At 66.8% G+C, this 13,652-nt stretch carries 13 protein-coding genes; 7 read left to right on the plus strand and 6 right to left on the minus strand.

All coding sequences use genetic code 11. From position 1 onward, the window contains the following. Window positions 1-101 precede the first annotated feature (101 nt). Window positions 102-1,139: an ABC transporter substrate-binding protein gene (locus QM701_RS16850; protein ID WP_415168165.1), complete on the minus strand. Its 1,038-nt coding sequence runs from the start codon at window positions 1,137-1,139 to the stop codon at window positions 102-104. A 175-nt stretch (window positions 1,140-1,314) separates the two neighbouring features. Here QM701_RS16850 and QM701_RS16855 point away from each other — a divergent pair, with 175 nt between their 5' ends. After that, complete coding sequence (locus QM701_RS16855; protein WP_415168166.1) at window positions 1,315-1,962, plus strand: DedA family protein; 648 nt, start codon at window positions 1,315-1,317, stop codon at window positions 1,960-1,962. 1 nt (window position 1,963) lies between these two features. Here QM701_RS16855 and QM701_RS16860 read toward each other — a convergent pair whose 3' ends face one another. Together QM701_RS16860 and QM701_RS16865 are read right to left on the minus strand one after the other, a co-directional pair. Then, window positions 1,964-2,839, minus strand: a complete 876-nt coding sequence (locus QM701_RS16860) for a phosphoribulokinase (RefSeq protein ID WP_415168167.1) — start codon at window positions 2,837-2,839, stop codon at window positions 1,964-1,966. A 43-nt stretch (window positions 2,840-2,882) separates the two neighbouring features. Next, entirely contained in the window at window positions 2,883-3,959 is a 1,077-nt protein-coding gene (locus tag QM701_RS16865) for a class 1 fructose-bisphosphatase (protein WP_415168168.1), read from the minus strand. A gap of 114 nt (window positions 3,960-4,073) precedes the next feature. On the opposite strand from QM701_RS16865, the gene QM701_RS16870 reads away from it, so the two are divergent. Further along, window positions 4,074-5,033: a LysR substrate-binding domain-containing protein gene (locus QM701_RS16870; RefSeq protein ID WP_415168169.1), complete on the plus strand. Its 960-nt coding sequence runs from the start codon at window positions 4,074-4,076 to the stop codon at window positions 5,031-5,033. Between the two features lie 39 nt (window positions 5,034-5,072). Here the strand turns inward: QM701_RS16870 and QM701_RS16875 are convergent, their stop codons facing one another. Then, the gene (locus QM701_RS16875; RefSeq protein WP_415168170.1) at window positions 5,073-6,452 is read right to left on the minus strand and encodes a ribulose-bisphosphate carboxylase; all 1,380 of its coding nucleotides are present in this window, start codon (window positions 6,450-6,452) and stop codon (window positions 5,073-5,075) included. Window positions 6,453-6,711: 259 nt separating this feature from the next. On the opposite strand from QM701_RS16875, the gene QM701_RS16880 reads away from it, so the two are divergent. Further along, window positions 6,712-7,248, plus strand: a complete 537-nt coding sequence (locus QM701_RS16880) for a hypothetical protein (protein ID WP_415168171.1) — start codon at window positions 6,712-6,714, stop codon at window positions 7,246-7,248. Window positions 7,249-7,272: 24 nt separating this feature from the next. On the opposite strand, the gene QM701_RS16885 is transcribed toward QM701_RS16880, so the two are convergent. Both QM701_RS16885 and argH read right to left on the minus strand, forming a co-directional pair. Continuing rightward, window positions 7,273-8,556, minus strand: coding sequence for a protein kinase domain-containing protein (locus QM701_RS16885; protein WP_415168172.1), 1,284 nt, complete (start codon window positions 8,554-8,556; stop codon window positions 7,273-7,275). A 22-nt stretch (window positions 8,557-8,578) separates the two neighbouring features. Further along, window positions 8,579-9,976, minus strand: coding sequence for an argininosuccinate lyase (gene argH, locus QM701_RS16890; RefSeq protein WP_415168173.1), 1,398 nt, complete (start codon window positions 9,974-9,976; stop codon window positions 8,579-8,581). Window positions 9,977-10,103: 127 nt separating this feature from the next. Between argH and QM701_RS16895 the strand changes: the two genes are divergently transcribed. From QM701_RS16895 to QM701_RS16910, 4 genes are all read left to right on the plus strand, one after another. Next, window positions 10,104-11,075: a sensor histidine kinase gene (locus tag QM701_RS16895; protein ID WP_415168174.1), complete on the plus strand. Its 972-nt coding sequence runs from the start codon at window positions 10,104-10,106 to the stop codon at window positions 11,073-11,075. Next, complete coding sequence (locus QM701_RS16900) at window positions 11,072-11,845, plus strand: LytR/AlgR family response regulator transcription factor (RefSeq protein WP_415168175.1); 774 nt, start codon at window positions 11,072-11,074, stop codon at window positions 11,843-11,845. Before QM701_RS16895 ends, QM701_RS16900 begins: the two co-directional genes overlap by 4 nt. Window positions 11,846-11,931: 86 nt before the next feature. Next, window positions 11,932-12,876 carry a hydroxymethylbilane synthase gene (gene hemC, locus QM701_RS16905; protein ID WP_415168176.1) on the plus strand — a complete coding sequence of 315 codons (945 nt, stop codon included), beginning with the start codon at window positions 11,932-11,934 and terminating at the stop codon, window positions 12,874-12,876. Then, the gene (locus QM701_RS16910; protein ID WP_415168177.1) at window positions 12,873-13,652 is read left to right on the plus strand and encodes a uroporphyrinogen-III synthase; all 780 of its coding nucleotides are present in this window, start codon (window positions 12,873-12,875) and stop codon (window positions 13,650-13,652) included. The genes hemC and QM701_RS16910 overlap by 4 nt, the downstream gene beginning before the upstream one ends.

The following is a 13,652-nucleotide window of genomic DNA, read 5'->3' on the forward strand; positions in this document are numbered from 1 at the left end:
CATTGCCAGCGGGGGACGCTGAAGCAACGAATGCAGTCTACGTTTTTGCCGCGCCCTTCGTCTGTGGCGCTTGTGGGGCGGTTGTGTAACAGTCTGTACGCTCAGCGCGGCAGGGCCTCCACCTCCTTGGTCCAGCGCTCCAGCAAGCGCCGGCGCTCGGCGGCCTTGCCGTATTTCTCGAAGTCGTACTTGATCAGGCGCACGTCGTCCATCGACGGGATGCGTGGGTCCGGCTTGAAGGTCTTGTTGGCCGGCACCTGCAGGCTGCCGACCGTGGCGCCGGTGGACTGTCCGGCGGGGCTCATCAGCCAGTCGTAGTATTTCTTCGCCGCCTCCCTGTTGCGCAGCCCCTTGACCAGCGCGATGCCGCCGACCTCGTAGGACGTCCCCTCGCACGGGGCGATCGTCTTGACCGGGTATTTGTTGAGCTTCCAGGGTTCGAAGAGGAACATGAAGGTGATGCCCACCGACACCTCGCCCTTGGCCACGTTGGGCGCCTGCGCCTGGCCGCTGCGCGTGTAGTTGCTGACGTTCTTGTGCAGCTTCTTCATGTAGTCGAAGGCCGCTTCCTCGCCCATCATCTGCACCAGCCCGGCGAGCACCGTGTAGGCCGTGCCGCTGGAGGCCGGGTGCGAGATCTCGATCTCGCCCTTGTATTCGGGCTTGATCGCGTCCGCCCAGCACTTGGGCTCGGGGAGCTTCTTCTTCCTGAGCAGGTCGGTGTTCATGCCGAAGCCGATCGCCGAGGTGTAGAAGCCGCCGACCATGAACTGGGAAATGCCGTACTGGCGCACGCTCCATTGATGCAGGTCGTTGAGGTAGTCCGGCTTGTACGGTTCGAGCAGGCCCAGGTCGGCCGCCTGCAGGAAGGGATCGCCCGTGCCGCCCCACCAGATGTCCGTCTTCGGGTTGCTGGCCTCGGCGCGCAGCTGCGCCAGCGCCTCGCCCGTCGGCTTCTTGGTCTGCATGACCTTGATGCCGGTGGCCTTCTGGAACTCGGCGGCGGCGAGATCGCACCACGGCTGGTCGGTGCTGCATATCGCGTTGACCGTGTTCTGCGCCAGCGCGGCGGAGGTTTGCAGCAGGCCCGCAAGCAGCAGCACGAGGGGCGTCTTGGCGGGGAACATGTTCTTCTTCATTGTCGACCTCTTCCTTGTCTTATGGGTTGTCGAAATCCGGAACGGGCAGGCCGCCCGTCCGGGCGTCGGGCTTCAAGTATAGCCCGCCCGCCGCGAACTGCCTCGCCCGCGCCGGCCCGGCCGGCGCCGCGATGTCCGTTACAATGCAGGATTCGTTCATCGGGAATCCCGCTTCATGGAAATGCTCGCTGTCTTCGTGGATTTCGTGCTGCATCTGGACAAGCATCTCGCGCTCCTCGTCCAAGAGTATGGAACATGGATCTATGCGATCCTGTTCGTCATCGTTTTCAGCGAGACGGGATTCGTCGTCACGCCGTTCCTGCCGGGGGATTCGCTGCTGTTCGTGGCCGGCGGGCTGGCGGCCGTGGGCGGCATGGACCTCTACCTGCTGATGGCCACGCTGGTGGCCGCGGCGGCGCTCGGCAACATGCTCAATTACCAGATCGGGCGGTACATCGGGCCGAAGGTCTTCCAGTGGCAGAATTCGCGCTTCTTCAACAAGGGCGCGCTGCTCAAGACGCAGCTCTTCTACGAGCGGCACGGCGGCAAGACGCTGGTGATCTCCCGTTTCCTGCCCCTGCTGCGCACCTTCGCGCCGTTCGTCGCCGGCGTCGGGGCGATGAACTACGGGCGCTTCCTGTTCTTCAATCTGCTGGGGGCCCTCGCCTGGGTGGTTTCGCTGACGCTGGCCGGCTATTTCTTCGCCAACCTGCCGTGGGTGCAGAGGAACCTGAGCCTGGTGATCGTCGGCATCATCCTGGTCTCGCTGATTCCGGTGGCGGTCGGCTGGTGGCACGAGCGCAGGGCGCGCGCTCCGTCTTGAATCAGCGCGCCCGGCGTTTCCGGTCCATCAGCTGCATGATCATCGGGGTGAAGATGATCTGCATGGCCAGGCCCATCTTGCCGCCGGGGCAGACGATGATGTTCGGCCGGGACATGAACGAGTCGTGCAGCATGCTCAGCAGGTAGGGGAAGTCGATGCCGCGCGGGTTGTCGAAGCGGATCACCAGGAAGCTTTCGTCGAGCGTCGGTATGTCGTTGGCGACCAGCGGGTTGGAGGTGTCCACGGTCGGCACGCGCTGGAAATTGACGTGCGTGCGGGAGAACTGCGGGCAGATGTAGTGGATGTAGTCCGGCATGCGGCGCAGGATGGTTTCCATCACCGCCTCGGTGGAGTAGCCGCGCAGGGCCTTGTCGCGGTGGATCTTCTGAATCCATTCGAGGTTGATGATCGGCACCACCCCGACGCGCAGGTCGACGTGCTGGGCGATGTCTACCGCGCCGTTCTGCAGCGCCCCGTGCAGTCCTTCGTAGAACAGCAGGTCGGTGTGTTCGGGCAGCGGCTCCCAGTCGGTGAACGTGCCGGGCGGCGTGCCGAAGTGGACCGCTTCCGCCTCGTCGTGCACGTAATGGCGGCGCATCCCGCGGCCGCTCTCGCCGTATTCGCGGAACAGGCTCTCCAGTTCGCCGAGCAGGTTGGCCTCCGGGCCGAAATGGCTGAAGTGCTTGTTTCCCCTGGCTTCCTCCTCGGCCATCTTGGCGGTCATGGCGGCGCGGTCGTAGCGGTGGAAGCTGTCGCCGCCGATGATTTCGGCATTCAGCTTTTCGCGCCGGAAGATGTGCTGGAAGGCGTGCGTGACCGACGTGGTGCCCGCCCCCGAAGATCCCGTTATGGCGATGATGGGATGTTTGATCGACATTCAGCTGGCTCCATTCAATGCTTTTCCCGTCGGCGCGGCCGCCTCATTCGATCCGGAACAGGGAGCGCGTGCCGAACAGCGGCGAGCTGAACGGCTTGTCCTCGCCGTTGAGGTATTCCGCGTGGTAGCGTTCGATGCGCTCGATCTCGGCGCGCGAGCCGAGGATCACCGGGGTGCGCTGATGGAGGCCGGTCGGGACGATGTCGGTGATGCGCCCGTATCCCGTGGAGGCCATGCCGCCGGCCTGTTCGATGAGCATGGCCATCGGGTTGGCCTTGTGCAGCAGGTCGGTCCGTCCGGGAAACTCCGGATCGCGGCCGTCGCGGGGATAGAGGAAGACGCCGCCGCGCATCAGGATGCGGTGCACGTCGGCGACCATCGCGGCGGCCCAGCGCATGTTGAAATCCTTGCCGCGGACTCCCGTCTGTCCGGCCAGGCACTCCTCGACGTAGCGGCGGACCGGCGGTTCCCAGAAGCGCTCCTTCGAGGTGTTGATGGCGAAATTCTGCGTTTCGGGCGGGATGTCCAGATGCGGATGGGTGAGCAGGAACTCGCCGATCTCGCGGTCGAGGGTGAAGCCGTGCGTGCCGTTGCCGATGGTCAGGACCATGATCGTCGACGAACCGTACAGCGTGTAGCCGGCGGCGATCTGCGCGGTGCCCGGCTGCAGGAAATCCTCGATCGACGCCTCGTCGCCGCAGTCGGGGCAGTGCAGCACGGAGAATATGCTGCCGACGGTGAGGTTGATGTCGATGTTCGAGGAGCCGTCGAGCGCGTCGAACAGCAGCAGGTAGTTGCCCCGCCGTTCTCCCGAGGGCGGCGTGTAGAGCGTGTCCATCTCCGCCGAGGAGATCGCGGCCAGATGCCCGCCCCATTCGCAGTGGTGCAGGAAAATCTGGTTGGCCATGTTCTTCAGGTCGGTCTGCGGGCCGTTGTGCCGGCCCAGCGTGGTGACGTCGCCTTCCCGCAGGATCAGCTTGCCCAGCGAGACGCTCTGCGAGATCGCCTTGCAGGAACGCACCACGTCGCTGATCAGCATGGAAAATTCGCCGGTGATCTCCGGATTGCGGCGCTGTTCCCCGACCAGATATTTATTTACGTTGGTGCGCCCGAATCGCATGCCGATGCTCCTGAAAATCCCCGGATCACAAAATCAAGTTGAAGCGATTGAATTCGTGTGATAGAAAAACGTTAGTTAAATATTTCCCGACTTTAATTTAGCGATCGTTTGTTAATGAAGAATATTACCATCCGCCAATTGCAGATCTTTTCGGCGGCGGCGACGCATCTCTCGTTCGCCCGCGCCGCGGAGGAACTGCATCTTACACATGCTGCCATTTCCCTGCAGATCAAACAACTGGAAGAAGTCTCCAATTCGGTGCTTTTCGACCGCATCGGCAAGCGCGTCTACCTGACCGACGCGGGCGAGGTGCTGCTCGACCACGCCCGGCAGATCCTGCGCCTGCTCAAGGACGCCGACGAATCGCTGATGGCGCTCAAGGGGCTAAAGGGCGGGCGCGTGTCGATCGCCGTCACCAGCACGGCCGAGTACTTCGCGCCCGGCCTGCTGGCCGAGTTCCGCAAGACGCATCCCGATGTGCGGGTCCGCCTGCTGGTCGACAACCGCGAGGAGGTGACCCGGCTGCTGGAGGCCAACGAGGTGGACATGGCGATCATGGGGCGTCCGCCGGCGGACATGGACGCCGAGGCGGTGAACTTTGCGCCGCACCCGTTCGTCATCGTTTGCTGCGCGGATCACCCGCTCGCCGGGCGCAGCGGGCTGACCATCAGCGACATCATCGACGAGCCGATGATCGTGCGCGAGGCCGGCTCCGGCACGCGCTCGGCGATGGAGGAGTTCTTCCGGCTGCGCGCCATCGAGCCGAACATCGTCATGGAGATGGGCAGCAATGAGGCCATCAAGCAGGCCGTGGTGGCCGGGCTGGGGATCAGCTTCCTGTCGCAGCACACGCTCGGGCTGGAACTGAGCATCGGCCACCTGGCCGTGCTGCAGGTCGAGGGCGCCTCGGTGATGCGCCGCTGGTTCATGGTGCGGCACAAGGGCAAGCGCCTGACGCCGGCGCTGGCCGCGTTCTGGGATTTCGTCCTCGAATTCGCGCCCGATTACCTCGAAAAACTGGCGCATCCGGAGCCCATGAAGGCGGAAAAAGCGTCCTCCGCCGGCAATCGGTAAAGGGCCACGGATTTATTCGTCGCCCCGGCGCAGGCCGCGCTAGGCGGTGACGCCTAGCCTTCTACGCCAGCCGGGATAGAGCGCGTCGGCGTCGGCCGGGAAGGAGACGAAGGCGCGGGCGAATTCGCGGTGTTCGAGCGCCCATTCGAGCGGGTCGGCGCCGGCCTTCCAGCATTCGTACGCCTGGCGCAGCGAACGGGCGCCCGCGGCCGGCGAGTCGACGTGGCCGTAGGCGCCGCCGCCGGCGGTGTTGATGATGTTGCCGTGGCCGAGGTTGGTGAAGAATCCCGGCAGGCGCAAGGCGTTCATGCCGCCGGAGATGATCGGCGCGGTCGGCTTCATGCCGTGCCAGCGCTGGTAGTACACCGGCCCCTCGCATGCGTCGCGCTCGATCATGTAGGCGATCCGCTTGTCCTCGCCTTCGCCTTCCATCTTGCCGTGCCCCATGGTCCCCACGTGGATGCCGGAGGCGCCCTGCAGGCGGCTCATCTTGGCCAGCACGAAGGCGGTGTAGCCGCGCTTCGAACTCGGCGAGGTGACCGCGCCGTGCCCGGCCCGGTGGTAGTGCAGGAACTGGCCCGGATACTGGCGCCGGGCCGTGGTGACCATGCCCGGCCCGCCGACGTAGCCGTCGACCAGAAAGGCCAGCTTGTCCGCGTCCGGGCCGAAGGTCTCCAGCGCGAAATCGGCGCGCGCGCACATTTCGTAGTGGTCGTCGGCGGTGATGTTCATGGAGAAGAGCTTGGCCTCGCCGGTCTCGTCCTGCGCGCGCTTCAGCGCGTCGTACACCAGCGGCAGGGTCTTGCGGATCGGCGCGAAGACCTGGTTGCCCTGCGGCTCGTCGTTCTTGATGAAGTCGCCGCCGAGCCAGAACTGATAGGCCGCTTCGGCGAACGGCTCGGGGCGCAGCCCGAGCTTGGGCTTGATGATCGTGCCGGCGATGTAGCCGCCCGCGTCGACCGGCCGCCCGAGGATGCGCCACAGGTCGGCGATGCCCCGGGCCGGGCCGTCGAACATCTGGATGACGCGCGGCGGCACGTAGAAGTCGATCATCTTGGCGTGCTCGACGTCGGCCATGCCCTGGTTGTTGCCGATGGCCAGCGTCAGGAAGGAGACCAGCATGAAGCGGCCGTCGGTGATGTTGCGGTCGAACAGGTCGATCGGATAGGCGATGCGCAGGTCCTCGCGCGCCTCGTCGATGTGGTAGACCAGCGCATCGAGTCCGCGGGTGAAATCATCGGTCGTCGACACCTCGACGTTGGTGCCGGTGGACGATTCGGCGGCGAAGTGCGCCGCGGTGCACAGGTAGTTCGCTCCGGCCTTTGGTTTCATCCTGTAGGCGACCAGGATGTGCCTGCCGTCCCGGATCAGGTCGTCTTCCTGCAGATCGAGGGCGGCATAGCGTTTGGATTGGTCCATGGAGGTCTCCGTGATCGATGGCGGCGCGGGAGCCGGCGGACGGCGTTCTTCTGTGCGTTTTGTACGGCTCCCCGCGTACGAAAGAGTAGCCTATTCCGCAATTGTTCCTGGATGAGTGTAGGCAGGTTCATCGATTATTAAAAGTTAAACTCCTTATATGTAACGATTATTCATGTTTAATCGATGGCGAAAAATTGTTGCGCATCCTGCCGCGCTCCCGCGGAGTAGAATCATTTTGTTCAGTGTCGGAGGTTCCACCATGGCGCGTTCCGGTCTTTCCCTCTTGCGCCGCCTGATCCTGGCCGGGTCGGCCCTGGCGCTCTCGGCGTGCGCCGGTTTCGGCGGCACCGATCTCAAGCCCGGCGAATCGAGGCGCGCGGACGTCATCGCCTCGATGGGGACGCCGGCCATGCGCTGGCAAGACCCCGACGGGCGCGAGCAGCTGGCGTATCCGCGCGGTCCGGCGGGGACGCAGACGTTCATGGCGTTCATCGCGCCGGATGGCCGCCTGGAGCGGATCGAGAAGGCGCTCGACATCGAGCATTTCGCGCGCATCCAGGCCGGCAAGACCGACATGGCCACGGTCCTGCGGCTGCTCGGGCCGGTGCCGCCGCAGAACGTGACTTATTTCAAGGCGCGCGACGAACTGGTGTGGTCGTGGCTGTTCTGCGACAGCTTTTATCTGCAGGCCTACTTCGACGTGCTGTTCGACGGTACGACGGGCATCGTGCGCACCACCCAGCAGCGTCCGAATTTCGGCGGCTGGGACGGCGCCGTGCCGGCCTGCGGGCGCTGATCCCGCGCCGGCCGCGGGGGCCGCTCAGAGCGCCGCCAGCCGCGCGTTGGCCAGCGACAGCCGGTTGGCCAGGACTTCCAGGAAGGCCTGGTAGAAATGCATGCGGCACGTCTCGCTGGCGTGGCGCAGGGCGTCGCCCTTGACGGTGATGATCTTGGCCTCGGTCAGCGCGGCGATGTCGGCGCCGCGCGTCTGCATGCTCTTGCTGATCACCGCCATCTCGCCGAAACAGTCGCCGACGGTCAGCAGGTTGAGCATGCGTCCGTTCTTGGTGACCTTGAGCTCGCCGTCGATCAGGAAGCAGAAGAAGTCGCCCGCGTCGCCGTCGCGCATGACCGTCTGTTCGGGCTGGATCGTGCTCCACGCCGCGAAGTGCAGCACTTCCCAGAGCTCGACGTCGGAGAAGTCGGCGAAGAACGACAGGTTGCGCAGGGTATCGAATTTTTCCGATTCGGACAGGCTGCGCTTGACCGTCCGGGCCTGCTTTTCGCGGAAGGCCTGCGCCAGGTCCTGGGCGAATTCTTCCCAGGTGGCGTAGCGTTGCTCCGCGTCCTTGTGCATGGCTTGCGCGATGATCGCGTCGAGCGTTTCCGGAATCCCCTTGCGCAGCCGCGACGGCGGGGTCGGCTCGGTGTTGATGATCTGGTAGACGATGTTGTAGTTGCTGCTGGCCTGGAAGGGCAGCTGGCCGGTGAGCAGCTGGTACATCACCACGCCGAGCGAATAGATGTCGGTGCGGTGGTCGAGCGGCAGTTCGCGGACCTGCTCGGGCGACATGTAGGCCGGCGAGCCGATGCCCGAGACCAGCGTGCGCTCCGGATGGTCGACGATGGCGGCGCCGAAGTCGGAAATCTTGATCTCGCCGCCCGGCGCGTCGCCGATGTAGAGGATGTTGGCCGGCTTGATGTCGCGGTGGGTGACGCCGATGCGGTGCGCGAAATCGAGCGCGCGCGTGCATTTGAAGATAATCTCCACGACGCGCTCGACCGGCAGCAGCTGCTTGGCGTCGCAGCATTCCTCGAGCGTGCCGCCCTGCACGTACTCCATGACGATGTAGCACAGCTCCTTGGCGACGACGGCGTCGTAGATCTGCACGATGTGCGGGTGGGCCAGCTTGCCGACCAGCGAGGCCTCGTTCATGAACAGGTGCGTGTACAGCTTGCCCCGTTCCGGGTGCTTGAGGATTTCGGGAAAGGCGATCTTGATCGCCACGTCGCGCTGCGCGAACGGGTCGTGGCCCAGATACACCGTCGACGTCGCGCCGCTGCCGAGGATGCGGACCAGATCGTATTTCCCGATTTTCTTCATGATCCGGACGCCGTCAGGGACGCTACGCGCGCTGTCGCGCGCGGGCCACGGCGGCGCGGACCTGTTCCGGCGCGGTGCCGCCCACGTGATTACGCGCGGCCAGCGACCCGGCGACGGTGAGCACCGAGAAGACGTCCTCGTCGATCATCGGCGAAAAGGCGCGCAGTTCGGCGAGCGGCAGCTGCGGCAGGTCGACGCCGAGCTCCTCGGCGCGCCGCACGGCCAGGCCGACGGTTTCGTGCGCGTCGCGGAAGGGCAGGCCCTTGCGCACCAGGTAGTCGGCCAGGTCGGTGGCCGTGGCGAAGCCCTGGCGAAGCGCGTCGGCCATGGCCTCCGGGCGCGTGGCGACGCCGGGGATCATGGCGGCGAAGATGCGCAGCGTGTCGGTGACCGTATCCACGGCGTCGAACAGCGGCTCCTTGTCCTCCTGGTTGTCCTTGTTGTAGGCCAGCGGCTGGCCTTTCATCAGGGTCAGCAGCGCGGTCAGGTGGCCGTAGACGCGGCCGGTCTTGCCGCGCGCCAGCTCGGGCACGTCCGGGTTCTTCTTCTGCGGCATGATCGAGCTGCCGGTGCAGAAGCGGTCGGCGATCTTGACGAAGCCGAAGCGCGGATTCATCCACAGCACCAATTCCTCGGACATGCGCGAGACGTGCATCATCAGCAGCGCGGCGGCGGCGCAGAATTCGATGGCGAAGTCGCGGTCGGAAACGGCGTCGAGCGAGTTCTCGCAGACGCCGTCGAAGCCGAGCTCGGCGGCCACGAACTCGCGGTCGATCGGATAGGTCGTGCCGGCCAGCGCGGCGGCGCCGAGCGGCAGGCGGTTGGTGCGTTTCCTGACGTCGGCGAAGCGCTCGGCGTCGCGCCGGGTCATTTCGTACCAGGCCAGCACGTGGTGGCCGAAGGTGATCGGCTGCGCCACCTGCAGGTGCGTGAAGCCGGGCGTCGGCGTCTCCGCCTCGCGCTCGGCGAGGTCGAGCAGGGCGGTCTGGAACTGCCCGAGCAGGAGCTGGATGTCGTCGATCGCGTCGCGCAGGTACAGGCGGATGTCGGTCGCCACCTGATCGTTGCGTGAACGCCCGGTGTGCAGGCGCTTGCCCGCGTCGCCGACCAGGGTGGTCAGGCGCTTCTCGATGTTGAGGTGCACGTCTTCGAGGTCCAGCGACCATTCGAAGGCGCCCGATTCGATTTCGCCGACGATCTGCGCCATGCCGCGCTGGATGTCGCCCAGGTCCTGCTCCGAGATGATGCTTTGGCGAGCCAGCATCCTGGCGTGCGCCAGCGAACCGCGGATGTCCTGCCGCCACATGCGCCGGTCGAAATCGACCGAGGCCGTGTAGCGCTTGACCAGATCGGACATCGGCTCGGAGAAGCGGCCGGCCCAGGTGTATTGCGAAGGCGAGGGGGAATTGTCGGAATTCATGATGGAGGCAAGTACTTGAGCTAGAATCAATGACTTATTAGTTAGTCAGGGCTGACTGATCTTGGTGGCAAGTATAAAGCATTACGCAACCGGCCATCCGCTACCGGATTTTCGCAATTTCGGCGTCATGCTGCGCATCCTGCTGGGCGTCAATCTGACGGCGCTGGCCGCGGCGCTGGTGCAAAGCCGCGGCATCGGCGAATGGATGGACCGCTACATCGAAATGGCCGCCTGGGTGCAGCCGCTGCTGCTGATCAACCTCGCGCTGCTCGGCCTGTTCGCGCGGGCCGTACGGCTGCTGCCGGCGCGCTGGGGGCAAAGCGCCGTGGTCCTGCTGGCCGTCCTTTCCGCGCTGCTGCAGTTCGACTTCTGGCGCTTCATGGGGCTGGAGGACGGCGGCTGGCAGAGCTGTGCGCGCGCCGCCATGCTGGCCGCGCTGGCTGCGGGCGGCATGCTGTCCTATTTCGAGATGCGCGCCAGGATGTTCTCGCCGGCGCTGGCCGAGGCCCGCGTGCAGGCGCTGACGGCGCGCATCCGGCCGCATTTCCTGTTCAACAGCCTGAACGCCGTGCTCTCCCTGATCCGTTCGGAACCCGGCCGCGCCGAGGCGGCGCTGGAGGAACTGGCCGATCTTTTCCGCGCGCTGATGCGCGACCACCGCGACCTGCTGCCGCTGGCCGACGAGATCGCGCTGTGCCGGCAGTACCTCGACCTGGAAAAGCTGCGCCTGGGCGACCGGCTCAACGTGGAGTGGGAGGTCGAGGCGGTGCCGGCCGACGTGGTGGTGCCGCCGCTGATGCTGCAGCCCTTGCTGGAAAACGCGGTGTACCACGGCATCGAGCCGTCCGGCGAGCCGGGCACGATCCGTATCGGCTTCGCGCGCAAGGGCGGCGAGCTGCACGTGTGGCTGGTCAACCCCTGCGCCGGCGGCGCGGAAACTGCCAAGGGGAACCGCATGGCCTTGTCCAACATCCGCGAACGCCTGGCGCTGTACTACGATCTGGAAGCGCGCCTGGAAACCCGGGAGGAAACGCTGCCCGACGGATCGCGTGCCTACCGCGTGTTCATTGTCCTGCCCTGCCGGGGGTCGCCGCCATGAGTGCCGTTCCAACATTGTCCGTGATGATCGTCAACGACGAGGCCCCGGCGCGCGCGCGCCTGCGCGACCTGCTGGCCGACATCGCCGCCGAGGTGCCCAACGCCCTGGTCGCCGAGGTGGCCAACGGCCAGCTCGCGGTCGAGGCGATGAAGGAGCGCGTGCCGGACGTGATGCTGGTGGACATCCGCATGCCGAAAATGGACGGCATCGAGCTGGCACGCCACGTCGCCAGGCTCGACCGGCCGCCGTCCGTGATCTTCGTCACCGCGTACGACAGCTACGCGGTACAGGCCTTCGAGCTCAACGCCATCGATTACCTGGTCAAGCCCGTGCGCGCGCCGCGCCTGGCGGCCGCCCTGCAGAAGACCCGGCAGGGCCGCCCCGTGGCGCCGCAGGTGCTGGCGGAACTGCAGAAAGGCGCGCGCACCCACCTTTCCTGCCACGAGCGCGGGCGCCTGCTGCTGATTCCGGCGATGGACATCCTCTACCTGAAGGCCGACCTGAAATACGTGACGGCGCGCACGGCGGCGCGGGAGTACCTGCTCGACGAGTCGCTGACGCACCTCGAACAGGAGTTCTCCGAGCGTTTCATCCGCCTGCACCGCAGCGTGCTGGTGGCCCGCGACGCCATCGCCGGTTTCGAGAAATGCGCCGCGGAGGACGCCGAGACCCAGTGGCAGGCGCTGCTGCGCGGCGTGCCGGACAAGCTGCCGGTCAGCCGCCGGCAATGGCCGCTGGTCAAGTCGTATGCCAGGCAGCTGAGCTCGTAGCGCGGGGCCGGGGCGCCGTCCGCAAGAGCGTGCATGCTAGAATCGGCAAGTCTTCCGCTTGCCGAACCCGCCTTCAGGAAACCATCGTGTCCGCCACGCATCCCGTCCCGTCCCGCATCGTCATCGCCACCCGCGAATCCCGGCTGGCCCTGTGGCAGGCGCAGCACGTCCAGGCGCGGCTGCGGGCGCTTTATCCCGGCGCGTCGGTCGAACTGCTCGGCATGACCACCAAGGGCGACCGCATCCTGGACCGGCCGCTGTCCCAGATCGGCGGCAAGGGGCTGTTCATCAAGGAACTGGAAACGGCCTTGCAGGAAAAGCGGGCCGACCTCGCCGTGCATTCGCTCAAGGACGTGCCGATGGACATGCCGCGCGGCTTCGCCCTGGCGGCGATCACGGCGCGCGAGAATCCGTGCGACGCCTTCGTCTCGGGCCACTTCGCCGGGCTCGACGCCCTGCCGCCCGGCGCGGTCGTCGGGACCTCCAGCCTGCGCCGCGAAGCGATCCTGCGCGCCGCCTTCCCGCAGCTGCGGATCGAGCCGCTGCGCGGCAACCTCGACACCCGCCTGCGCAAGCTCGACGAAGGCATGTACGACGCGATCATCCTGGCCGCCGCCGGCCTGATCCGGCTCGGGCTGGAAGGGCGCATCCGCGCCGTGCTGCCGCCCGAACGGTCGCTGCCGGCGCCGGGGCAGGGTGCGCTCGGCATCGAAATCCTGGCGGCGCGCACCGACGTCGCCGCCTGGCTCGCGCCGCTGCACGACGCGGCGACGGCGCATTGCGTCCGCGCGGAGCGCGCCTTCTCGCGGGCCCTGGGCGGCAGCTGCCGGATTCCGCTGGGCGGCTACGCGGTGCCCGACAGCGATGGCTTGTGGCTGCGCGGCTTCGTCGCCTCGGCGGACGGGCGGCGGGTGGTCGCGGGCGAGGCGCGCGGCGCGCCGGAGGACGACGAGGCGCTCGGCCGGCAGCTGGCCGGGCAGCTGCGCGACCGCGGCGCCGACGCGCTGCTGGCCGGATTCGACGAACCATGAACGGGCCGCTGCAGGGCAAGCGCATCCTGGTCACCCGGCCGGCCGGCCAGGCCGCCGGCCTGGCGTCGCTGATCGCGGCGCGCGGCGGCGAGGCGGCCTGCTTCCCGCTGATCGACATCGCCCCGCCGGCCAGCTGGCAGGCCGTGGACGACCTCGCCGCGCGGCTGGAGGCGTTCAGTTTGGCCATCTTCATCAGCCCGAACGCGGTGTCCTTCGGGCTCGGCCGGCTGCTCGCCCGGCGCGCGTGGCCGGCGGGCCTGGCGGCCGGCGCCGTCGGTCCGGGCACCGCCGCGCTGCTGGCGGAGGCCGGCATCCGTGAAGTGATCGTCCCGCAAGGCCGGTACGATTCGGAAGCCCTGCTGGCGCTCGACCCCCTGCAGGCGGAGCGGGTCGCCGGGCGCGCGGTGCTGATCCTGCGCGGCGACGGCGGCCGCGAACTCCTGGCCGACACCCTGCGCGCGCGCGGCGCGGCCGTCGAGTGCGTGGCCTGCTATCGGCGCATGGCGCCGCGCGACGGGGCATTCGTCGCCTCGCTCCTGCGCGGCGGCGCGCTGGACGCCGTCACCCTGTCCTCCAGCGAGGGTCTGCGCAATTTCATGCAGCTGCTCGATACGGGCAGCCGCGAAAAACTGCTCGCCCTGCCGGTCTTCGTGCCGCACCAGCGCATCGCCGAGGAGGCGGCGCGGCTCGGCCTGCGCCGCGTGGTGCTGACCGGGCCGGCGGACGGCGGGCTGGTCGCCGGCATGTGCACTTTCCGTTGGTCCGATCATGAATGA

This window comes from Propionivibrio sp., from assembly GCF_047602565.1.
Classification (GTDB): domain Bacteria; phylum Pseudomonadota; class Gammaproteobacteria; order Burkholderiales; family Rhodocyclaceae; genus Propionivibrio.

Coding starts and splice junctions, on each gene's coding strand:
- QM701_RS16900 (WP_415168175.1), top strand. CDS start 11,072: ATGAGTGCCGTTCCAACATTGTCCGTGATGATCGTCAACGACGAGGCC.
- QM701_RS16860 (WP_415168167.1), bottom strand. CDS start 2,839: ATGTCGATCAAACATCCCATCATCGCCATAACGGGATCTTCGGGGGCG.
- QM701_RS16850 (WP_415168165.1), bottom strand. CDS start 1,139: ATGAAGAAGAACATGTTCCCCGCCAAGACGCCCCTCGTGCTGCTGCTT.
- QM701_RS16910 (WP_415168177.1), top strand. CDS start 12,873: ATGAACGGGCCGCTGCAGGGCAAGCGCATCCTGGTCACCCGGCCGGCC.
- QM701_RS16880 (WP_415168171.1), top strand. CDS start 6,712: ATGGCGCGTTCCGGTCTTTCCCTCTTGCGCCGCCTGATCCTGGCCGGG.
- QM701_RS16870 (WP_415168169.1), top strand. CDS start 4,074: ATGAAGAATATTACCATCCGCCAATTGCAGATCTTTTCGGCGGCGGCG.
- QM701_RS16895 (WP_415168174.1), top strand. CDS start 10,104: ATGCTGCGCATCCTGCTGGGCGTCAATCTGACGGCGCTGGCCGCGGCG.
- QM701_RS16875 (WP_415168170.1), bottom strand. CDS start 6,452: ATGGACCAATCCAAACGCTATGCCGCCCTCGATCTGCAGGAAGACGAC.
- QM701_RS16885 (WP_415168172.1), bottom strand. CDS start 8,556: ATGAAGAAAATCGGGAAATACGATCTGGTCCGCATCCTCGGCAGCGGC.
- QM701_RS16855 (WP_415168166.1), top strand. CDS start 1,315: ATGGAAATGCTCGCTGTCTTCGTGGATTTCGTGCTGCATCTGGACAAG.
- argH (WP_415168173.1), bottom strand. CDS start 9,976: ATGAATTCCGACAATTCCCCCTCGCCTTCGCAATACACCTGGGCCGGC.
- QM701_RS16865 (WP_415168168.1), bottom strand. CDS start 3,959: ATGCGATTCGGGCGCACCAACGTAAATAAATATCTGGTCGGGGAACAG.